We start from the raw sequence: 21,291 nt of genomic DNA on the forward strand, positions 1-21,291 counted from the left end.
TAAATTGTCATTTCAATGACTCATTTATTCAGCTTATTGATCCTGTACCGCTGGAGCAATATCACTGCCGCCAAGAGCTTGATACAACGTAGCTTGTGCACTAAATAGGTTGTAGCGATTGGCTAACAGAAAGACTTCGGCGCTGCGCTGTGTTTCTAGTGCATTTAACCAATCTTGAATACTGACTGCACCATTACGATACTGGCTGGCGTATATGCGCTCCGCAGACGTTGCCGCTTGATATTGTTCAGAGAGTTTTAATCCTTGATATTGGTAATGTTGCCGTGCAGAAATCGCGTTATCGACTTCTTTAAAGGCGTTGTATAACGTTTGCCTATATGTCACTACAGCGGATTGCACATCAACTGTGGCAAGCTCTTTATACAATTGCATTTCATTCCATTGTACAAATGGCAACAGTAAATTGGCTCCCAGCGTACCAATGGGATTTTGTAATAATTCTTTCAGCTCGGTTGATGATGTCCCTAAAGAACCTGACAGCGACAACGTAGGTAAATACCCAGCAAACGTGGCATCTTTTACTGAATAAGCAGATTTAAGTTCATACAGTGCTGATTTCACATCAGGCCTGCGAATTAACACATCTGCAGGAATACCTGCTGCAATACTGGGCAGTTCAGCATCTGGCAGCTGATTAATGTTTATGGCCATTTTAGCGGGTGGCTGATTAAATAAAATAGCTAGCGCATTTTGCGCTTCAACGAGTTGCTGCTCAAGTTCGCTATGGCTCGCCTGTTGCCCTGCTAAGCTACGTTTTGCTTCAAATACATTCAGTTGTGACACAGCACCTGAACGGTATTGTTGTTCAGCAAGATCATAGGTTTGCTGTGCATAATCAATACTATTTTGGCTAAGGGTAATACTTTGTTTAAGGTATCCAATTTGCCAATACAATATTGCCGTGGTGGACACTAAACTTTGTGCAGTGCTTTCTCTGTCTTGTTCACTGGCTAAACTGGTCCATTTAGCTGCATCCATATCGGCAGAAACTCGGCCCCATAAATCCAGTTCGTAACTGAGCGATAATTTAGTGCCATATTCGCTTGTGCTAGCTCCACCCTCTAGAGGCTTTGTTGTAGCACCATTTACGTTAGCATTAATTTGTGGGTAACTTTGTGTATCGGTTAAGCCAGCTTGCAGCCTTGCGCGACGTAATGTTAACGTCGCGAGCGCTAAATCATTATTGGTTAATAGCACTTGCTCTATGAGTTGATTGAGCTCTGGATTATTAAAACGTTGCCACCAAGGATCGAGTTTGACTTGTTGATTAACGCTAACACTTTGCCAACTATCAGGTATCGTCACGTCGGGTTGTGTAAAATCAGTGTGAGTCAGGCTACTGCAGGCGCTGGTGAGCGATAGGCACAATGCAATGCTAGTCAGTTTGAGTGTAAAACTTGGGGTTATCATTATTATTCTCTCGCTAAAGCATCTACAGGGTCGAGTTGTGCGGCATTGCGGGCCGGTAAAAAGCCAAACAAAATACCAATTAAGGTTGAACAGGCAAACGCAGCGACAATCGATGCTGTAGAGTAAATCATTTGAAAACTCCCCCCGCTAATGGCAAATATTTGGCCAATTAAGTAGGCAAGCCCGATCCCAACAGCACCACCACACAAACACACCAAAACAGCCTCAATTAAAAATTGAAGTAATATATCGCTTTGCCTTGCTCCCACGGCCATACGCACACCGATTTCTCGAGTACGTTCGGTAACAGACACCAACATAATGTTCATTACTCCAATACCACCTACGATAAGCGAAATCACTGCAATTGCTGAAATCAGTAGTGTCATAGTTTGCGAGGTTTTTTCGATACTTTCTCGAATTGTATCCGTATTAATGGTGTAAAAGTCTTCGGTTCCATGGCGCATTTTTAATAATGCAATTATGCCTTGCTCTGCAGCACTACTTGACGCTGATTCATTGATTCTCACAGTAATACTGTCAAGATATTGTTGACCGACCATACGAGCAGATACCGTTGTATAAGGTACCCAAACATTGAGTGAGTCACTGCTACCAAACGCACTTTCTTGGGGTTTGGTTACACCAATTATACGAACCGGTAAGTCATTGAGAAAAATCACTTCACCGATGGCTGAACTATCAGAAAACAACGACTTACGTGTATTATCGTCAATCACCGCTTGCTGTGCCATGTCAGTTTCGCTGGTGTCATCCCAAAATTGGCCGTCCGCTAATGAATATCCACGTACTCTAAAGTAGTCAACCCCCACACCACTGAAACTCGCTGAAACGGCTTGATTGCCATAACGAATAGTGCCCGCGCTACTAATTGAAGGTGTCACACTGTCTACATAGGGCAATACTTTAAGTGATTCACTGTCTTGAGCCGTTAAGGTTCTGATTTTGGCCGCAAGTCTGTCGCCAAAACCGCTACCAGATCGAACATCGATAGTGTTGGTTCCCATCGCGCTGATGTTTTCAAGCACGGATTGTTGCGAACCTGCTCCAAGTGCCACCACAGAAACCACAGATGCAATACCAATAATAATGCCAAGCATGGTTAAAAAAGTACGTAATCGATGCGATAACATGGCGATTAATGCCATTTTAAAGGCTTCGATGTAACGGTCCCAGTTTAACCATGAGGTAATGGTCGTGCTTACCTCTGGCAACACTTTATGTGTTGTTGACTGGTTATTTACAACATCACGAATAATAACACCATCTTTAAGTTCAATTATTCGGTCGGCAAAATTGGCAACGTCCATGTCGTGGGTCACTAAGATAATAGTGTGACCATCTTGATGAAGCTCTTGCAGCAAGTTCATCATCTCTTTACCGCTATGGCTATCAAGTGCCCCCGTGGGTTCGTCGGCTAAGATAACGTCGCCACCATTCATCAGTGCTCGCGCCACACTGACACGTTGTTGCTGCCCGCCACTGAGTTGGCCGGGTTTATGGTCAAGTCGATCAGCAAGGCCTAAACGAGACAATAAACCTTTGGCACGTTCGGTGCGCTGTTTTTTATCTTTACCGGCATAAATTGCGGGGATTTCAACGTTACCGACGGCATCAAGATCGCCCAATAAATGATAACGCTGAAAGATAAAACCAAAATGTTCGCGGCGTAATTGCGCTAATTGGTCAGCATCCATGGTGGAAGTATCTTGGCCATTAATGAAATATTGACCTTTAGACGGTTTGTCTAAACAGCCTAAAATATTCATTAAAGTGGATTTCCCCGAACCAGAGGCTCCTACGATGGCCACCATTTCGCCACGTTTAATGTCGAGATTAATGTCATTGAGTACGGTGAGTTGTTGCTCGCCCGCACTAAAAGAGCGGTAAACACCTGAGATATTAAGTAAAGAAGATTCATTCATAACTTAAAATCCCATCGGTGAACGGCGATTGCCTCTACGGGCACTAACAGTATCGGTTGAACCTCCTGTTCCGAGTATAATTTGATCGCCTTCTTCAAGCCCTTTCGTAATTTCAGCATTCACTTTATTGTTGATCCCAACAGTGACATTACGATATTCAATTTCATCATTAACTAAAACCGGTACTCTAAAGCCAGGTCTTTTCCCATGATTAGGTTGCAGTATTTGTGATGGCACTAAAATCACATCTTCGCCCTGCTCAAGAATAATAGAGACTTGCGCGGTCATACCAATACGCAAAATACCGTCAGGGTTTTCTACATCAAACAGCCCATTATAATAAATAGCATCTGTATCACTTGAGGTCATATTGCTATCGTCGCCATCCATAATGGTTGGCCCTGGTTCAATGGCGCGTAAGGTCGCGTTGAAGCGTTTTTGTGGCTGACCCAAAATGGTAAAGTAGACCGCTTGCCCTGGCTTAACTTTAATCACATCGGCTTCAGAAATTTTTGCTTTTACCGTCATTTTAGTTAAGTCAGCTAGCTCAACGATGGTTGGAGTTGATTGAGTTGAGTTAACAGTTTGCCCCACTGTGACAGCGGTATAGACCACCATGCCGTCCATTGGCGCTTTAATTGTGGTATAGCCAAGGTTTAGTTGTGCGCTTTCTACACTGAGTTTGACCTGTTCTTGTTGAGCCTTTAGCTGGTCGAGTTCAGCTAGATATACCAATAGCGTAGCTTGTGCTGACTCATAATCTGCTTTTGAGCTCGCATTGTCAGCTAACATCGATTTTTGGCGATTAAATTCTTGTTGAGCTAGGTTTATCTGCGCTTGCTTTGCTCGGTATTGAGCTTCATTACTTGTGAGTGAGGCAATGGCTTCTTTCAATTTATTTTGCTGAGTTAAACTGTCAATTTGAGCAATTAACTCACCTTGTTTTACCTGTTGACCTAATGCGACAGGTAAATTGATAATTTGGCCAGAAGCCTGCGCGCCTACACTCACGAATTTAGACGCTTGAAGCATGCCGTTAGCCAACACACTGCTTTCAATATTGCCACGTTGGACCGACTCTGTCGCATAATTAGGCGCAGAGCTATCGCTGTCAAAAACAAAATATGCGCCACCTGCGATAATGAGTATTATGACAACGATCAGGAGAGTCAGTTTTTTTATACTGGTTTTTTTCATGTTTTAATTACATCCACAGATACAACAATAAAAGTGAGTATGTTAATTAATCATGTTGTAAAACATGGTTAAATGACAATAAGTTATCTTGGTATTTAAAGGGAGAAAAGGTTAACGCCCAAAGTGATGCTTCAATTTTTAAGTATTTAACACACTAGCTACTGAATCATTTTACATGGGGTGCTGTAAAGCTATGTCATCGCAATGTAATTTAATGTAAACACCTATATAACAACATTTTTTAATCTATAAAAGTGAGTGATTGCTTGCCAAGTATCTTCGACGCCTTAACCTTCCTTAACCCATTCTGAAGCAAAATAAATGTTCAACGTTAATTGTTGATATTAAATAAATTGTAATCAATTGGAGTGTAAGATTCGTTGCACCCAGATAATTTAATTCACAGCTTAGGGATTATTCAATTTAGCATTGGCGCGTTAGCCAGCATTATGTGGTTTATGGCTAAAAACAAAGCGTACGTTGTTGATCATCTTACAACACCATAAGCATGAGTGAGATAAGGAGCCGATTTGCATCTATGCTGTGGCCACATTCTGCTAGAATGTGGTTAAATTAACTATCACTCTATAATTACACACCATTATGCAGCGCCCGCCACTTCGACAAGCCAAAACTATCGATAATGTATTCAACAGTGCGTATTGGCACCTTGGACAACAAGATTTCACCATTAATGAAATCCGCAACAAACTTGAGCGCAAAACGGACAATCAACAATGGATTGATACGGTATTAGCCAGGCTGATAGAAGGTGGCTATTTAAAACAAGACACCGAATTTGCCATCCGTTATTGCGAGTTAGCGTTTAGCAATGAAATTGGTTCTGGTGCGATAAAACGTAAGTTACAACAGCGAGGCATTGCGATGGCAGAAATAGATAGCGCCATCGAACATGTTATGCATGCACAAAATGTCGACCCGTTGGAAATGGCGAGCGCGAGATTACAAAACAAATTTGAACACTTTGATGCCACCAGCAAAGAGAAAGTTTACGCACAAATGACCACTAAAGGATTTTCGCGATCAGAAATTGATCACGCCTTAGCCCAACATCCCGAGCGTGATGGCTTGCGATCAAAATTGGCCATCAAAGCAGACAAAGCCGATTTGAGCAGAGAAATCGTTAAGCTGTTTAATAAAGGCAAAGGCAAAACCCTGATTTTGCAAGAACTCAAACAACGGCTCATTGATGTGACTGAGTTTGAAGAAACCGTGTATCAACTTAGCCTATCTGATGATATCGATTTTTACCTAAGCTGTAAAAACGAGCTGGCTAAAAAACGCTATAACCTGGCTGATTACAAAGAAAAATCGAAAGCTTACGCTTATTTGTCACGTAAGGGATTTAGCAGTGATGAGATTAAAGAAGCGATGATCATTGACGATGAATAATCATTATAAAAGCCTAACGCCATGACCTGCCTGTTACGATAATTTGATTAGTATCGATAACAAAAAATGATTAAATTGATAAGTTATCATACTTTAACAGTCTCATTTATTGGGTGAAAATATCAGAAGTTCAAAAAACGTTCACGATCTCACCCTGCTTAACAGATTACCCTGAGTACAGCCCAAGTTAATAATGCAATGAAAATAAGCGACTCATGTGAGTCGCTTATCGATATTTTAGCTATCACTAAATCAGACGTATTTGCTACTATTGACCACTGTTTATTGGCATATTGCAAAAGCCTGCCTGTGTATTGGAAGTCATATTGTGTTAAACACACCCTCTTACCGTGGCGAGTTATTCATTTTACTGTCGACGATATTGGCCGGTGTGGGGTGGATTGCCTCTAAATTTGTGATTTTAGAAGTGCCTGGTGTCAGCTTTGTCACGGCGCGCTTTTTACTCGCCAGTATTATTTTATTGCCCTTTTGCTATAAACAAGTCTTCGCCTTGAGGCTCAAACAAGTATTGTCGCTTTGTGCTGTCGGCGTAGTATTGGCCGCTTCAATTGAGGTGTGGGTCTATGCTATTTCAATTTCTAATACATTGTCGGTAGGTGCATTTATCATGAGCCTGGCAATGATTATTGCGCCGTTTATTTCGTGGATACTGTTTAAAGTCAAGCCTCCGCGCATTTTCTGGCTCACCTTACCCGTAACATGCATTGGCATTATGTTACTCACCTTAACTAACGGTTGGGTTATTGATAAAAGCCAATGGTTTTTCTTGTTATCGTCGGCGTTATTGTCGCTGCATTTTGTATTAAACAAACAAGTGTTGAACAAGACTAAACCGCTCACGTCAATTTGCGTGCAACTGTTTATGATAGGCGTTGCCGGTTTGATTGTGATGCTGATTGTTAATCCTGAGAGTGTCGAGTTAAATAGCCATATTGTGTTTTGGTTTGCAGTGTCGACACTCATCGCCACCTGTTTACGTTACTTAGCGCAAACCGTGGGACAATTTAGCGTTAAGATTGAGAAAGCGTCGTTGATTATGATCCTTGAACCCATCTGGACGTTATTACTCTCTGTCAGTTTACTCGGTGAAGTCGTTGAACCACAAAAGCTGATTGGCGGCGGGATAATTTTGTTGTCACTGTTTATCTATATCAAGTTTGCGAAAAAGACCCTTACTCAATAACTTATTATCGCTTTACCATCTTAATTGCCTAAAAATGAAAACGGGTATGCATGAGTTAATCATACATACCCGCTGAATTTTTCTGGGTTATTTGTCAAAGCGATTAGCCTGAGCTATTAACCTGAACTATTAACCTGAACTATTAACCTGAGTTACTAGCTTGAGTGACTCACCTTTGCTATTAGCGTGATGTGATTGACATGACGGTCTAGCCTTTAGGTTGTGCGTGAAACCGTTGCTGGAACGCTTCCATAAAATCTTGTCTTATTTGGTAATCTAATTCGATTGCCCGCTCTGTTGGGCAAAAAATCATGATATTGACGTTTTGTTCACCTGTAGCGCCACTGGTAACGTGAATATGCGGTTCACTACCGGGTAAATCTACACCTGCATGTTTTTCTATCACGCCGTTGTAACGACGAGCGACTTCGATAAAGTCTTCACAATAAGCGTCAATTTTGGTGGTTAATTCAGGGAACAAAGGATACAGATTGACAAATTCTGCAACGGTAATAGTGATATGGTGATACACATATCGCTTCATAAAATTATGATTTTTAACGGCATAAGTAAAAAACATGCTGTTGGGTAATGTGGCCGTTTTACCCGTGAAATGGTATTGGCCATTTTCTAAATCAATTTCTTGGATAACGGTCGCCATTAAATTATGTTCAATAACCTGGCCGTAAATATTACCCACTTCAATCCAATCACCAATGACAAACGACCGTGAACTCGCGCGTTGTATTGAGCCGGTAAAACACAAAATGATTTCTTTGGATGCAATCACAAACGCGATGGCGATAGCGGTGACTGATAACGCAAATTTGCTCACCTCAGTTTGCCAAAGCATGAACAAAATCATGATGGTTAAAATAAAAATGCCATTTTTGGTACGCGACATCCATTTGCGCTGCACGTCTGACAAAAAGGCGACATCACCGCGTATGGTTGAAATGATGAATTGTTTAATCAATGAGATAAGCACAATGATCAATGCGGTGAATAATAATTTGTGATTGAGAAGAAAATCGATGGCTAACATTATTTTATCTATCAAACCTGCTACCTATTTGTGCTTGTTTTATACGTGTCATTGGATCGTTATCGATACAAGCCGACACTTTAGGGTTAATACCCTGAGAAAACAAGGTTAATGGCGGATAACTTAACCTCGTGTAATTCTTCGAAACAATATCAATTCAAATTGAGTGAATCAAACTTGGCTAACAAGTGCGCGATCACAGTATTGAATATTTTCTAATTGAGACAATTTGTCCGCTTTGATTTTTGTTAACTTGATCAACATCATGAATTCGACGTAATTACCATACTTATGGTAAGGGGATTTCTCACAATTTGATTTACATCAAAGAGGTTTTTTAACCGAGTTTTAATATTGATACTGATGGAATGCAACTATTTATTAGCCCCGCGCTAAATTAAGCAGAAGGTATCAACATGGACACACATGCAGCCCTTTATAAGCAAGGCCAAGAGCGCCTTGACTATTTACGCCAATTTGCCCAGCGTCAGCCCAAGACATTACAACAAAAAATGGCCGACATTGGCATATCTCGCCGAGACTTCATTAAGTGGACCGCTTCGGTCACCGCAATGTTTGCCTTGCCCTTACCCTTTAGTAATTTGGTCGCTGAAGCTGCTGAGTTAGCCGACAGAGTGCCGTTAATTTGGCTGCACTTGGCTGAATGTACCGGTTGCTCTGAGTCGCTCATTCGCACCGACTCCCCTAACCTCGACAGCCTTATTTTTGATCATATCTCGCTTGAGTATCACGAAACCTTAATGGCCGCCTCGGGTTGGCAAGCTGAAGAAAACCTTGAGCATGCACTTGAAACCTACAAAGGCCGTTACTTACTCGCCGTTGAAGGCGCGGTACCAACCGCCAATAACGGTGCGTATTTAACCGTGGGCTGTAAAGGCCACACCGGATTACACATCGTTAAAGAAGCCGCTGAAAATGCTGCCGCAATTATTTCGGTCGGCACATGTGCTGCATTTGGTGGCGTACAAGCTGCGGCGCCAAACCCAACGGGCGCAAAAGGCCTGCATGAAGTGGTCAACAAAACCGTGATTAACCTGGGCGGTTGTCCACCCAGCGAAAAGAACATTGTGGGTACGCTAATGTATTTCATTATGTTTGGTAAGTTACCTGCACTGGACATGTTTAATCGTCCTAAATGGGCTTATGGGGCAAGGGTGCATGACAACTGCGAACGTCGTGGCCGCTTTGATGCTGGTGAGTTTGTTGAAGAATTTGGCGATGAAGGTGCCAAAGAAGGTTACTGCTTATACAAAGTGGGTTGTAAAGGCCCTTATACCTATAACAATTGCCCTACCGAGCGTTTTAATCATCACACCAGTTGGCCGGTATTAGCGGGTCACGGCTGTATGGGCTGTTCTGAACCGAATTTTTGGGATGACATGGCGGATTTTGAAAAACCGCTAGGACGTCAACTTTTACATGGCATTGATGCCACCGCAGACACGATTGGAGCGGTCATTTTAGGTGCGACCGTTGTTGGTATTGGCGCCCATGCAGTTGCTAGCGTATTTGCTAAGCCTTTGGAGGATTAATCATGAGTAAACGTGTCGTAATCGACCCTATCACCCGTATCGAAGGCCATTTACGCGTAGAAGTGGAAGTGGATGACAATAATGTCATCACTAAAGCCTGGTCATCATCGACCTTGTGGCGCGGTATTGAAGTGATATTAAAAGGTCGCACACCTATGGATGTGGGCTTAATTGTGCAGCGTATTTGTGGCGTGTGTACCTATTCGCATTATCGCTGTGGTACTGAAGCGGTTGAGAATGCCCTCGGCGTTAAGATCCCGCTGAATGCAAAATACTTACGCAGTTTGATGCAATCATCTTTGTATATGCATGATCATATTGTGCATTTTTATCATTTACACGGATTAGATTGGGTTGATGTGGTCTCGGCCTTAAGTGCCGACCCAGCTCTTGCAGCCAAAGTGGCAATGAATTATTCAGACGCCCCGATTGCAGCCGGTGAAGGCGAATTAAAGGCCGTGCAAGCCAGAGTGAAAGGCCTGGTCGAAACCGGAAAACTGGGGCCATTTGCCAATGCATATTGGGGTAATGGCACGTATCGCTTTAGCCCTGAACAAAACTTAATTGCGTTATCGCATTACTTAAAAGCATTAGAAGTACAACGTGTTGCAGCCGAAATGCTGGCTATTTTTGGCGGAAAATCGCCACATCCACAGTCTATTGTGGTGGGCGGCGTAACCTCAGTACGCGACATGTTAAGCCCGGCTCGTTTGCAAGAATGGAAACAAAAACACGCGATAGTACAAGACTTTATTGAGCGCGCTTACCAGGCAGATATTGTTATGGCGGCTGAAGCCTTTGGCACCGAAGCCAGTGTACTTGGCGGCGTGAACGTGAACAGCTTCTTGTGTGGCGATGACTTTATCATGGCTGACGGTGAATTCTTGTTTAATCAAGGGGTCATCATCAAAGGTGATTTAGCCAATGTGATGGACATAAACCCAGACCTTATTCGCGAGGATGTAACCCACGCCTGGTATAAAGCTGACGGTCCACAACATCCTTATGAAGGCACCACCATTCCTGATTACACGGGGTTTGTGGAACGCGACACGGTTTACGGCAAATTACCAACCTTAGACGGTGACGGAAAATACTCGTGGGTTAAGTCGCCTCGCTATCAAGACGAGCCGATTGAAGTAGGCCCACTTGCCTGTTTATTAGTGAACTACGCTCGTGGCAATCAAACCGTGGTGAATGCAGTTGATGGCTTACTGGCTCGCACCGGTCTGCCGTTAGATGCGCTGTTTACCACTTTGGGCCGCACCGCTGCACGCATGTTGCAAACTGTATTAGTCGGTCAAGCCAGTTTAACCACTTTTGATGCCCTGTTGACCAATATTCAATCTGACGAATCCACCTACGTAAAACCAGAAATTGACTCAAGCAAAGTCTACGAAGGTTATTCGATGATTGAAGCGCCGCGCGGCATGTTAAGTCACTGGATCCGCATTAAAGATGGCAAGGTTGAAAACTATCAAGCTGTGGTACCGACGACCTGGAATGCAGGCCCTGTTGATGCTAATGGCAAAATGGGACCTTATGAAGCATCACTTATTGGCCTAAAACTGGAAGATCCAACCAGGCCACTTGAGGTGATCCGTATTATCCACTCGTTTGACCCTTGTATGGCGTGTTCTGTCCACGTGATGGATTACAAAAAACACACTTTAGGTCAATTTAAAATTGATCCAAATGGGTTCTAATTAAGGTGATGGATTAGGAGGGACAACAGTATGGAACATATCGCAACCCATAATCGGCAGCTGATATTTACGCCAGCGATTCGAATATTTCACTGGCTTAGGGCATTAGCTATTTTGGTATTAGTGATCACCGGGTTTTATATCTCGTGGCCATTTTTAGTGGCGCCTGAAAACACTGATGTATTGGTACAAGGTTGGATCCGCTTTGCCCATATCATTTTTGGCTTTTTGTTAACCAGTATTACCTTAGTGCGTTTTTACTTGTTTTTCTTTAGTCGTATTGACCATGAAAGACGATCATTTAAAGATGTGCTATCGCCTCGAAGTTGGATTAAGCAAGTAAAGTCTTATTTTTGGATGGGCAGTTTACACAAAGCTGGGGTTTACGGGCCATTACAATTTATGACTTACGTGGCCATTTCGTTTGTCGCTTTGATTATGTGTATCACTGGCTTAGTGCTGTACGCCAATGTGTATCATTTGGGTATTGGTGGAATGTTAGGTGATGTATCTGCCTGGATAACCGGCCTGTGTGGTGGTTTAGCCCCCTTGCGGATTTACCATCACTACTTAACATGGGCGTTCGTCATCTTTGTGGTGATCCATATGTATATGGCGGTGTGGTCTGGTATTCGCTTTAAGCATAATTCAGTCGATTCGATTGTGTCTGGTTATGACTATCACAAAGTTCATAAATAAGGTGAATCTATTATTGTGAAAAAAATATTGCTGTTAGGTATAGGCAATGTATTGTACGCCGACGAGGGTGTCGGCGTACATTTTGTCAATTATATCAAAGATAAATATCAATTTAACCACACGCAATATCAACTGGATATTATGGATGGTGGCACCCTGGCACAGGGGCTTATTCCTATAATCTGTCAGTATGATCATTTAATCGTGGTGGATACCGTCAATAGCGTGGGCGTCGGCCCCGGTGAAGTTTACTTTTTTGATTTTGACCATGCGCCAGCCGAAATAGACTGGCAAGGCAGTGCCCACGAAGTGGAAATGCTGCAAACTCTCAATATGATGGACATTGTTGGCGACCGGCCACACACCTTTGTGTTAGGCGTAACACCAACTGTTATTGAACCTATGGTGCTCGGGCTCACCACTCACCTGCTTAACGCAATCCCGACCATGGAAAAAGCGTTACTCGCGCACATCACATCCCTTGGCTTTACCTATGACTGTGTGGCTGATATTGCTATCGGCCAAGTGATCCCCGACGCCTATAAGCGAGGTTGCTATGTCGATGCATAACCTTAGGTTCGATTTTATCTGTCAGCGTCCTGTGACGTTATATGAGCACTTATGTAATGACTATCTTCAACGTACTGAACTGGCCATATCGATTGGCATGGAGCATCAACAAGATAACGATTCGATTTGTTATTTTATAGAAGCGTATGCAACCCAGGCTGAACTTGAAGCATTAGCGGATGATATCGCGAGTGATTTTTTATTGTCAGTTTGGCTGCAAAAAACTGAAATTAAACGTATAGAGGCTAAAACGGGCCAAACTAAACCGTTTGATGTTAAACAACATCAAGGTTTACCGCTGTACTTTTGTCAGCATTGTCAGCCTCAATTTGGCGATAATCAACACCCCCATTTTGGCGACATTAACCTCGCGTGTGAACACTGCAAAGGCCATTACAAGTTAAGCCGCGAGTTAAAATCGTTAACTCATTTAGACATCGCCGCAATGGCCAATAATTTACTGAGCGAAAAAACCTTAACGTTACCTATGCTCGGTATCACCTTGGCGCTCTCGCCCAGCAACAAGCAAGCCCGGTACCAAAGGCCGCGGATATTAGTGTGTAATCCCAACTCGCTTAACAGCCAATTTTGCGTCACCGACAGCCAGGTATTGGCGTTGTCCAGCATAGAAAAACCACTGTTACGCGTTCGGCCTTGTAGCGATCACCCTAGCCTCCATGCGCCTTTGTACGAGATCCAATTTGCTGAAAACCGTTTATTGGTGATATTAACAGAAATGCTTCGTCAAAAAGGCGTGCACTGGTTGTATGTTAACCAGGACACCGTAGACAATACCAAAATGGATCTGCCTTTACGCTTAGCCAGTATCAGCCATTACTGGTTACCCATAACCAGTTTAACCGATGGTCATATACCGCTACCCAATAACTTAACCTGCTTACACGACGAAAATAATTACAAGACAAGTCAATACAAGTTTTTGGTTAAAAGCACTAAACGCCTGCTTGAATGGCATGTGGTGACGTTACCCAAACTATCTCAGACTAATCTCTCTCAGGCTAAACTGTCTCTCGCTAAAGAGGCACAGGATAAACCTGCCAATGCCTTAATGGAGTCTGAACATTACAACACGCTTGAACATGCCATTGATAAAGGCGAACCGGGCGAAGACATCAGTATGAGCTTATGTGCGTTATCTGCGGGTTTATTACGTCATCATAGCAACGAGCATCATACTAAAGCGCAGTTTGTGAAAAATGCGGCGATATTGTATTTCAATAAACACCATCCCAGCCAAATTGTCACCGTAGATGGACACAGCGAGGCCGAGTTATTTTTTGAACTGCCTATGCTACCAGGCAGTGGTTACGAGGTGTGTCACAGTTTGTCGGACTCACCGCAAAAGAATGTACTCGATAAATTTAAGCAATTGCACCCGCGAGAATACAATCAATTACTGGATTTACAGCTGTTGCCAAGCGATGGTGCATTGAGTCAATTAATGGCTGTCGCGGCATTAATTATTGGCGCGGGCCCAAGCCAGGACAAACACAGCCAACAAAAATGCGTAAGTGAACTAGCCGATAAATTTATCGCGCTAGCAATGTCTTACCAAGGCAATAATGCACCACGAATTGATTTTCCGTTAACTAAAGGCATGGCACACCGTAGCCTCAACTGGTGTAAAACCTTAGGTTCATTGATGAGCTTTAAATTGGCGGGTGATACCAATTTAGCCAAGCTTGCTTTTGCGTTTCATGATTCGTTTGCCGATTACTTAAGCCACTGGATTGAGCATGTCGATCAAAACATCGGGATTAAGAAACTCGTGGTCGCCGGTAATGAATTTGCAAACCCGGTATTGGCAGAACGAGTACAGCTGCGCATTGGTAAAAACTTTCCGCTGGTGGTCAATCCGTTACTCGATCTCGATGGGGTTAATATCGCAATTGGTGGCCTATATCTCAAACAACGTCGCGGATAAACGCTAAAATAGCACTGTCTAATTTAACCTCAATTCGGGATAATAAACGCCTTTCAAGCAGTCCTTTGCCCAGCTAACTGCGTTGAATCGACTTGCAATAGGCTAGCTATTGACGCGTCAATTCGCCTTGTTAGCAGAACAAATGACAAGCATGAAAGCGAGGTAGATTAACCTGATGATTTTAAATAGTATAAGTTCATCTCTTATCCCGAACTTAGGTTAATTTAACAGCGGAATGTGAATGAAAACAGTGCAACAAGTGATCATTGTGGTGAAAGGAATTGTACAAGGGGTCGGATTTAGGCCCTTTGTATATCGCTTGGCCAAAGACCTCAATTTGCTTGGCTCTGTGCTCAATAATCACCTTGGTGTGACCATTGAATTACAAGGCGATGAAGCCACTATAAACGCCTTTATAGCAACCTTACAGCACAACCCACCACCACTTGCTCGCATCGATTCCATTGAACAAAACCCTATCTCAACGCTGTCTGCGTTTAGTGAATTTAGTATTATTGAAAGCCAGACATTAGCGGGCGAACATGCCAATGTGGCCATATCGGCCGACAAAAGCATTTGCCAGGATTGTGTAGACGAAATACAAGACCCCAGTAATCGACACTTTCAATATCCCTTCACTAACTGCACCAATTGCGGCCCGCGCTACACCATCATTAAGGCGTTACCCTACGACCGCTGTAACACGGCCATGTCGGGTTTTGATATGTGCGTGCATTGCCATAATGCTTATACGAATCCACTGGATCGCCGCTACCATGCGCAACCCGTCAGTTGCCCGCAATGTGGGCCACAGTTGCAATTAAGTATATTGAATCCCACATTCAGCGCATTAAATAATGACGATGCTTTATCGCAAACCGCTGAGCTAATTAAACGTGGGGCCATTGTGGCCATTAAGGGATTAGGCGGGTTTCATTTAGTGTGCGATGCGAGTAATGATGACGCGGTACGCGAGCTGCGTAAACGCAAACAACGCCCAGCTAAGCCTCTTGCGATTATGGTCAAAGACCTTAGTCAGGCACATGAGTGTGTCTATGGAAATGACACTGAGTGGACTGTGTTAAACAGTGCAGAAAAACCGATCACCTTGATGTACAAACACACCCAAAATTCACTGGGCTTAAGTGAACAGTTAGCGCCGGGGATTGATAGGCTAGGGGTATTTTTGCCTTATACACCGCTACACCACTTGCTGATGAACAAATTAGATAACCCAATCGTCGCCACTAGTGCTAATCGCAGTGGTGAACCCATTATTGGCAATAAAGCACAGATAGAACAGCATTTAGGCCATGTGGTTGATGCCATATTGGATCATAATCGAGGGATTATTAACGCCTGTGACGACAGTGTGGTGCAGGTGATTGACCAGCAATTGCAAGTGATCCGCTTAGCTCGAGGCTACGCACCATTAACCATTAATATTTCAGATCCAGTAAAGATTAATGCCGGTACACATTCGTTATTAGCCGTGGGCGCACAGCAAAAAAACGCGGTCGCTTTTGGGGTTGATCATTGCATGATGTTATCGCCGCACATTGGTGATTTATTTAGCCTTGAAGCACAGCAATACTTTCATCAAAGCTTAGCCACGTTTAAGCGTTTATATGATTTTAGCCCGAGTCATATTATCCATGATAAACACCCGCAATATGCGCCAAGCCAATGGGCAATGGATTACCAACAGCGCCATGCGATGCCTGCCGAACAATGCGTGGGCATTCAGCATCATTATGCTCACGTATTAGCGGTAATGGCGGTGCATCAACAGACGGCACCGGTGTTTGGTGTGAGCTTTGATGGAACGGGGTTGGGCGACGACGGTGTGTTATGGGGCAGCGAAGTGATGCTCGCCGATATTAACGGCTTTACTACCCTAGCCCATTTTAGTGAGTTCAAATTAATCGGCGGTGAGCAAGCCATTAAACAGCCAGTACGCATTTTGTTGGCACTGTTATTTGAACAGTTATCGCTTGAGCAAGTGTTGGCATTGCCCATTAAGGCAATTATTAATTTAGGCGAGCAAACCGTGACCAATTTGCACCGATTATGGCGTAACAACAGTCATTGTATTGCGTGTCGTTCGGTTGGGCGCTTGTTTGATGCATTGGCTGTCGGGCTTAATTTACTTGAACATAATGACTATGAAGGCCAGGCCGGCATGATGATTGAAACGGCGGCTAATCAATATTTACAACTACACACCGCCAAAGACAGTGGGATCCATAATGCATTAAATCAGATTAGCTTAGCGCAACATCCCGCCTCTACAGCGCAAGGCAGCCAGGTTATTCAATGGCATAGCAGTCAATTTATTACTCAACTGGTGCTAGCAGCGCATCAACAAGATTCCGCGTTAACAACACCTTACCTCACTCAACAACTATGCTGGCAATTTATGGCTGAAATAGCAGATAAGATTGATAGTGTCGCTCAAGAATATCGTGACTACCCGCAAGTATTTTGTGGCGGTGTATTTCAAAATAAAACCTTACTCAGTCAATGTTTAACCCTAAGTAAACGCGCTAATCATCAGGTATTAACCAGCCAACATGTACCCATTAATGACGGCGGCATTGCACTTGGCCAATTGTGGTATGGCGTGCATTTATTTGCGCCTAAAACATCAACAAATTCAGCAGAGACATCGCTTACTTAGGGGGATTACTTTTGCTGTTAAGGCTGTGGCGCAGATCACATTATCGCGCAGATACTGCGCTTGTTCTCTTTGTTTTTATCAAAAGCTGACGTGCATCAAAGAATCGTTATCTAACTTAACCGACACTAGCTAAAAGATAAGTCATATTAGGGAAAAAACATGTGCAAAGATTGCGGTTGTTCTATCACACACGATCATGCTGATCATCAGCATACTCATGGCGAACATCATCACAGCCAACTTCACAGTAATCCTCAATTAAACGACAAAAAAACCTTAGCGGTTATTCATAAAATATTGGATAAAAATGATGTTGAAGCGCAGCATAACCGTGATCATTTTAAGTCCCATCATGTCACGGCATTTAATTTGATGAGTAGCCCTGGCAGTGGAAAAACCACACTGCTCGAACATTTACCACAATACCTTGAACAACAATACGCTGTGATTGAAGGCGATTTAGAAACCTCACGCGATGCAGACCGCTTAATCGCTAAAGGGATTAATGCCTACCAAATTCAAACTGGCTCAGCTTGTCATTTAGATGCCTTTATGGTGCATGGGGCGTTGCATCACATCGACCTTAATCCCATCGATATTTGTTTTGTTGAGAACGTCGGCAATTTAGTGTGCCCAGCCAGTTATGATGTTGGGACGCATAAAAATATCGTGTTGTTGTCGGTGCCAGAAGGCGACGATAAAATCGAGAAGTATCCGGTGATGTTTCGCCGCGCTGACGTGGTCGTCATTACCAAATCTGATCTGTTGCCCCACTTTGATTTTAGTATTGAACAAGCCAAACAACAGTTACACAAACTCAACCCTAACGTTGAAATCTTCGTTTTATCAGTGAAAAATCCTGACTCAATGAAAACCTTTGCTCATTGGATTACCCATAATCTGGAGCATTAATTATGTGCTTATCCGTTCCTTCAAAAATTGTTGAAATACATGATGATGCAAGCGTTACTGTCGATACGCTAGGCGTGCGGCGGCGAGTTAGCAGTCATTTAATGGCTGAACCATTAGCATTAGGAGACTTTGTACTGATCCACATTGGTTTTGTGATGAATAAAATTGATGAGAAAGATGCGCAACTCAGTCTTGATTTATACCAAGAGATTGTTGAAAAGATGCAAATGGAGTCAATGTGATGCTCACCCTTAATGACTTTTATCAAGGGTTTCGAGACCCAAAAACGATTGGTCATTTGGCGGCGCTTATCAAACAAACTGCCGCTAAAACCACTCAACAAATCAATATAATGGAAGTGTGTGGCGGCCACACCCACACCATTATGAAATACGGTTTATTGCAATTACTGCCTGACAATATTCGCTTTATTCATGGTCCAGGTTGCCCTGTGTGTGTTATGCCCAAAGAGCGTATTGACCATGCCGCGGTACTCGCAAGTCAGGACAATGTTATTTTAGTCACCCTGGGTGACATGATCCGTGTGCCCGGCTCAATGGGCAGTTTGGCGCAGTTTCGATCCAAAGGTTGCGACATTAGGCCGATTTACGACCCACTTGATACGTTAACCATTGCCCGAGACAACCCGGATAAAACCGTGATTTTTTTTGCTATCGGTTTTGAAACCTCAACGCCGATGACCGCAGCATTAATTGCCCAGGCTGAAGCACAAAACATCCCTAACCTGCTGTTTCATATCAATCATGTGTTAGTGCCACCTGCAATTGATGCGGTGATGGCAGACAGCCGTGCTCAGGTAAATGCGTTTATTGGCCCTGCACATGTGAGCGTCATCAGTGGCGCTAAAATCTATCAAGCAGCGGTCGACACTTACCACACACCTGTTGTCGTGTCAGGCTTTGAGCCTGTGGATGTGATGGAATCTATTTTACGCATTGTGAAACAAAAAGTGGCTGGCGAAGCCGTTTTAGACAATCAATACAGCCGCTCGGTGACCTATGACGGCAACCTGGCTGCGCAACAGCTCGTCGATACCTATTTTACCGTGCGTGATAGCTTTCGCTGGCGCGGCCTCGGCCCAATACCTAAATCAGCACTGGCCTTAAAACCTGATTATCAGCATCGCGATGCAGAGCGCATCTATGTTGACGTATTACCCACAACCGAAATTGATGATCATAAGGCGTGTCAGTGCGGCGATATCTTACGTGGATTAGCCAATCCCAAAGACTGCAAAGTGTTTGGTCGAGGGTGTACACCGCAAACGCCTTTAGGCAGTTGTATGGTGAGCTCAGAAGGCGCTTGTAACGCTTATTATCGCTATGGAGAGGTGCAACATGCCAACTAAAAAGACCGTGCAACTAAGCCATGGTGGTGGCGGTAAAGAAATGAATCAATTAATCACCGATTTATTCTTTACAGCATTTAATAACCCAATCTTAGCCTCGCAAGAAGACGCGGCCAAGTTGAACATGTGTGGCCATATTGCCTTCACCACTGACTCGTTTACCGTATCGCCGATATTTTTTGCTGGTGGCGACATCGGTAAATTGGCTGTCGCAGGTACGGTGAATGATCTGGCAATGATGGCTGCGCAACCAGAATACTTAAGTTGCAGCTTTATTATTGAAGAAGGCTTTGCCATCGATGACCTCAAAACCATCGTTAACAGCATGGCTGAAGAGTTACATAAATCGGGAGCAAGAATTGTCTGCGGTGACACCAAGGTGGTACCAAAAGGCTGTGCTGATGGCATATTTATCAATACCTCAGGGATCGGACGCATTCTCAATCCCGATATTTCAGCTCGGAATTTACAGATAGGTGATGCCATTATTGTCTCTAGAGACATAGGCCGACATGGCGCGACAATATTAATGGCCCGTGATGGCCTAACCCTTGAGTCTTCCCTGTGCAGTGACTGCGATACCCTATGGCCTATTGTTGAACAGTTATTGGCTGCCAATGTTAAAGTCCACGCCATGCGCGATGCGACCCGTGGCGGAATTTCAGCAGTATTAAATGAATGGGCGGTGGCTTCTAATGTGGGTATTACCGTCGATGAAGCTCATATCCCAGTCTGTGATGAAGTCAAAGGCTTGTGCGAGCTATTTGGCTTCGAACCTTATGATTTAGCCAATGAAGGCACCTTTTTATTGTCGGTCCCTAAAGACATTGCAAAGGGTGTCATTGAAGTGATGCAACGTTATGGTCATTGCGAACAGGCAGCCATTATTGGTCATGTGACTGACAATCAAATAGGCAAAGTGATTTTAAACACCCCGTGGGGCAGCAGCCGTTATTTAGATTTACCTCAGGGTGAATTACTCCCCAGGATTTGTTAATGCACGAATATTCGATAGTCATGTCGTTAATGGAACAATGTGAAGCACTTGCCTTGCAAAACAATGCCAAAGGCATTGAGCAAGTCGAGCTTAAAATTGGTATTTTGAGCGGTGTTGAACCGGCATTGTTAGCTCAAGCATTTGAGACCTTTAAGCTTGAAACCATTTGCCATAACGCCAAGCTAATTATGAATATTCAGCCATTAGTGTTGCAGTGCCGCGATTGCGAGCAACACTCTGAGGTAAATGAGCGCACCATTATCTGCCCTGCTTGTGGTGGCAATAACACCTTAGTGACGGACGGTGAAGACATGATGCTAATGCAATTGATTTTAGAGACATAAAGACGGGTTTGTAAGCGACTCACGCGACACAGAACAAGTAATGTTAAAACACACAATAACGACAAAAGTGAACACAATAAAAGGACTACACCATGAAATACTTATCACTTGCCTTTATCCTTGCCACTACTCCATCTCTTGCTATGGCACATGAGGGACACGGTGGTGTTGGATTATTTCATCACTTAATGGATCTGTCGCCTGCCATTGCACTGGTTGCGATTGTGGCGTTTATCTATTGGAAACGCAGCAAATAAATAACGCGATTGGCAACATTAAC

Annotated in this window: 19 protein-coding genes; 15 read left to right on the top strand and 4 right to left on the bottom strand. The window is 43.5% G+C overall.

Annotated features, from left to right (window positions below; translation table 11 throughout):
• Positions 1–33 precede the first annotated feature (33 nt).
• The 3 genes from AC19MV_RS06105 to AC19MV_RS06115 are packed head-to-tail and all read right to left on the bottom strand — an operon-like array spanning position 34 to position 4,574.
• The gene (locus AC19MV_RS06105; protein WP_498306387.1) at positions 34–1,431 is read right to left on the bottom strand and encodes an efflux transporter outer membrane subunit; all 1,398 of its coding nucleotides are present in this window, start codon (positions 1,429–1,431) and stop codon (positions 34–36) included.
• A gap of 2 nt (positions 1,432–1,433) precedes the next feature.
• On the bottom strand, positions 1,434–3,377 hold the full coding sequence (locus AC19MV_RS06110; RefSeq protein ID WP_498306389.1) for a MacB family efflux pump subunit: 1,944 nt from the start codon (positions 3,375–3,377) through the stop codon (positions 1,434–1,436).
• A gap of 3 nt (positions 3,378–3,380) precedes the next feature.
• Positions 3,381–4,574 carry an efflux RND transporter periplasmic adaptor subunit gene (locus tag AC19MV_RS06115; protein ID WP_498306391.1) on the bottom strand — a complete coding sequence of 398 codons (1,194 nt, stop codon included), beginning with the start codon at positions 4,572–4,574 and terminating at the stop codon, positions 3,381–3,383.
• 380 nt (positions 4,575–4,954) lie between these two features.
• On the opposite strand from AC19MV_RS06115, the gene AC19MV_RS06120 reads away from it, so the two are divergent.
• The 3 genes from AC19MV_RS06120 (at position 4,955) to AC19MV_RS06130 (ending at position 7,191) form a co-directional block, all read left to right on the top strand.
• Positions 4,955–5,080, top strand: coding sequence for a hypothetical protein (locus AC19MV_RS06120; protein ID WP_498306393.1), 126 nt, complete (start codon positions 4,955–4,957; stop codon positions 5,078–5,080).
• 97 nt (positions 5,081–5,177) lie between these two features.
• Entirely contained in the window at positions 5,178–5,987 is an 810-nt protein-coding gene (locus tag AC19MV_RS06125; protein WP_498306395.1) for a RecX family transcriptional regulator, read from the top strand.
• 328 nt (positions 5,988–6,315) lie between these two features.
• Positions 6,316–7,191: a DMT family transporter gene (locus tag AC19MV_RS06130; protein ID WP_498306397.1), complete on the top strand. Its 876-nt coding sequence runs from the start codon at positions 6,316–6,318 to the stop codon at positions 7,189–7,191.
• Positions 7,192–7,399: 208 nt separating this feature from the next.
• On the opposite strand, the gene AC19MV_RS06135 is transcribed toward AC19MV_RS06130, so the two are convergent.
• Complete coding sequence (locus AC19MV_RS06135) at positions 7,400–8,248, bottom strand: mechanosensitive ion channel family protein (RefSeq protein WP_498306629.1); 849 nt, start codon at positions 8,246–8,248, stop codon at positions 7,400–7,402.
• A 404-nt stretch (positions 8,249–8,652) separates the two neighbouring features.
• On the opposite strand from AC19MV_RS06135, the gene hyaA reads away from it, so the two are divergent.
• The 12 genes from hyaA (at position 8,653) to AC19MV_RS06195 (ending at position 21,268) form a co-directional block, all read left to right on the top strand.
• Complete coding sequence (hyaA, locus tag AC19MV_RS06140) at positions 8,653–9,789, top strand: nickel-dependent hydrogenase small subunit (protein ID WP_498306399.1); 1,137 nt, start codon at positions 8,653–8,655, stop codon at positions 9,787–9,789.
• Positions 9,790–9,791: 2 nt separating this feature from the next.
• Complete coding sequence (hyaB, locus tag AC19MV_RS06145) at positions 9,792–11,495, top strand: nickel-dependent hydrogenase large subunit (protein WP_498306401.1); 1,704 nt, start codon at positions 9,792–9,794, stop codon at positions 11,493–11,495.
• Positions 11,496–11,525: 30 nt separating this feature from the next.
• Positions 11,526–12,194 carry a Ni/Fe-hydrogenase, b-type cytochrome subunit gene (gene cybH / locus AC19MV_RS06150; protein ID WP_498306403.1) on the top strand — a complete coding sequence of 223 codons (669 nt, stop codon included), beginning with the start codon at positions 11,526–11,528 and terminating at the stop codon, positions 12,192–12,194.
• A gap of 15 nt (positions 12,195–12,209) precedes the next feature.
• Positions 12,210–12,764, top strand: a complete 555-nt coding sequence (locus AC19MV_RS06155; protein WP_498306404.1) for a HyaD/HybD family hydrogenase maturation endopeptidase — start codon at positions 12,210–12,212, stop codon at positions 12,762–12,764.
• The gene (locus AC19MV_RS06160; protein WP_498306406.1) at positions 12,751–14,709 is read left to right on the top strand and encodes a NiFe hydrogenase; all 1,959 of its coding nucleotides are present in this window, start codon (positions 12,751–12,753) and stop codon (positions 14,707–14,709) included. The genes AC19MV_RS06155 and AC19MV_RS06160 overlap by 14 nt, the downstream gene beginning before the upstream one ends.
• Before the next feature lie 241 nt (positions 14,710–14,950).
• Entirely contained in the window at positions 14,951–17,389 is a 2,439-nt protein-coding gene (hypF, locus tag AC19MV_RS06165) for a carbamoyltransferase HypF (protein ID WP_498306408.1), read from the top strand.
• 159 nt (positions 17,390–17,548) lie between these two features.
• Positions 17,549–18,301: a hydrogenase nickel incorporation protein HypB gene (hypB, locus tag AC19MV_RS06170; protein WP_498306410.1), complete on the top strand. Its 753-nt coding sequence runs from the start codon at positions 17,549–17,551 to the stop codon at positions 18,299–18,301.
• A gap of 2 nt (positions 18,302–18,303) precedes the next feature.
• The gene (locus tag AC19MV_RS06175) at positions 18,304–18,543 is read left to right on the top strand and encodes a HypC/HybG/HupF family hydrogenase formation chaperone (RefSeq protein ID WP_498306412.1); all 240 of its coding nucleotides are present in this window, start codon (positions 18,304–18,306) and stop codon (positions 18,541–18,543) included.
• Positions 18,543–19,670, top strand: a complete 1,128-nt coding sequence (hypD, locus tag AC19MV_RS06180; RefSeq protein ID WP_498306631.1) for a hydrogenase formation protein HypD — start codon at positions 18,543–18,545, stop codon at positions 19,668–19,670. Before AC19MV_RS06175 ends, hypD begins: the two co-directional genes overlap by 1 nt.
• The gene (gene hypE / locus AC19MV_RS06185) at positions 19,660–20,667 is read left to right on the top strand and encodes a hydrogenase expression/formation protein HypE (RefSeq protein ID WP_498306414.1); all 1,008 of its coding nucleotides are present in this window, start codon (positions 19,660–19,662) and stop codon (positions 20,665–20,667) included. The genes hypD and hypE overlap by 11 nt, the downstream gene beginning before the upstream one ends.
• The gene (locus AC19MV_RS06190; RefSeq protein WP_498306416.1) at positions 20,667–21,011 is read left to right on the top strand and encodes a hydrogenase maturation nickel metallochaperone HypA/HybF; all 345 of its coding nucleotides are present in this window, start codon (positions 20,667–20,669) and stop codon (positions 21,009–21,011) included. The genes hypE and AC19MV_RS06190 overlap by 1 nt, the downstream gene beginning before the upstream one ends.
• Before the next feature lie 92 nt (positions 21,012–21,103).
• A complete protein-coding gene (locus AC19MV_RS06195; protein ID WP_498306418.1) occupies positions 21,104–21,268 on the top strand; it encodes a hypothetical protein in 165 nt (54 codons plus the stop codon).
• Positions 21,269–21,291 lie beyond the last annotated feature (23 nt).

The organism is Shewanella sp. MF05913, from assembly GCF_059758095.1.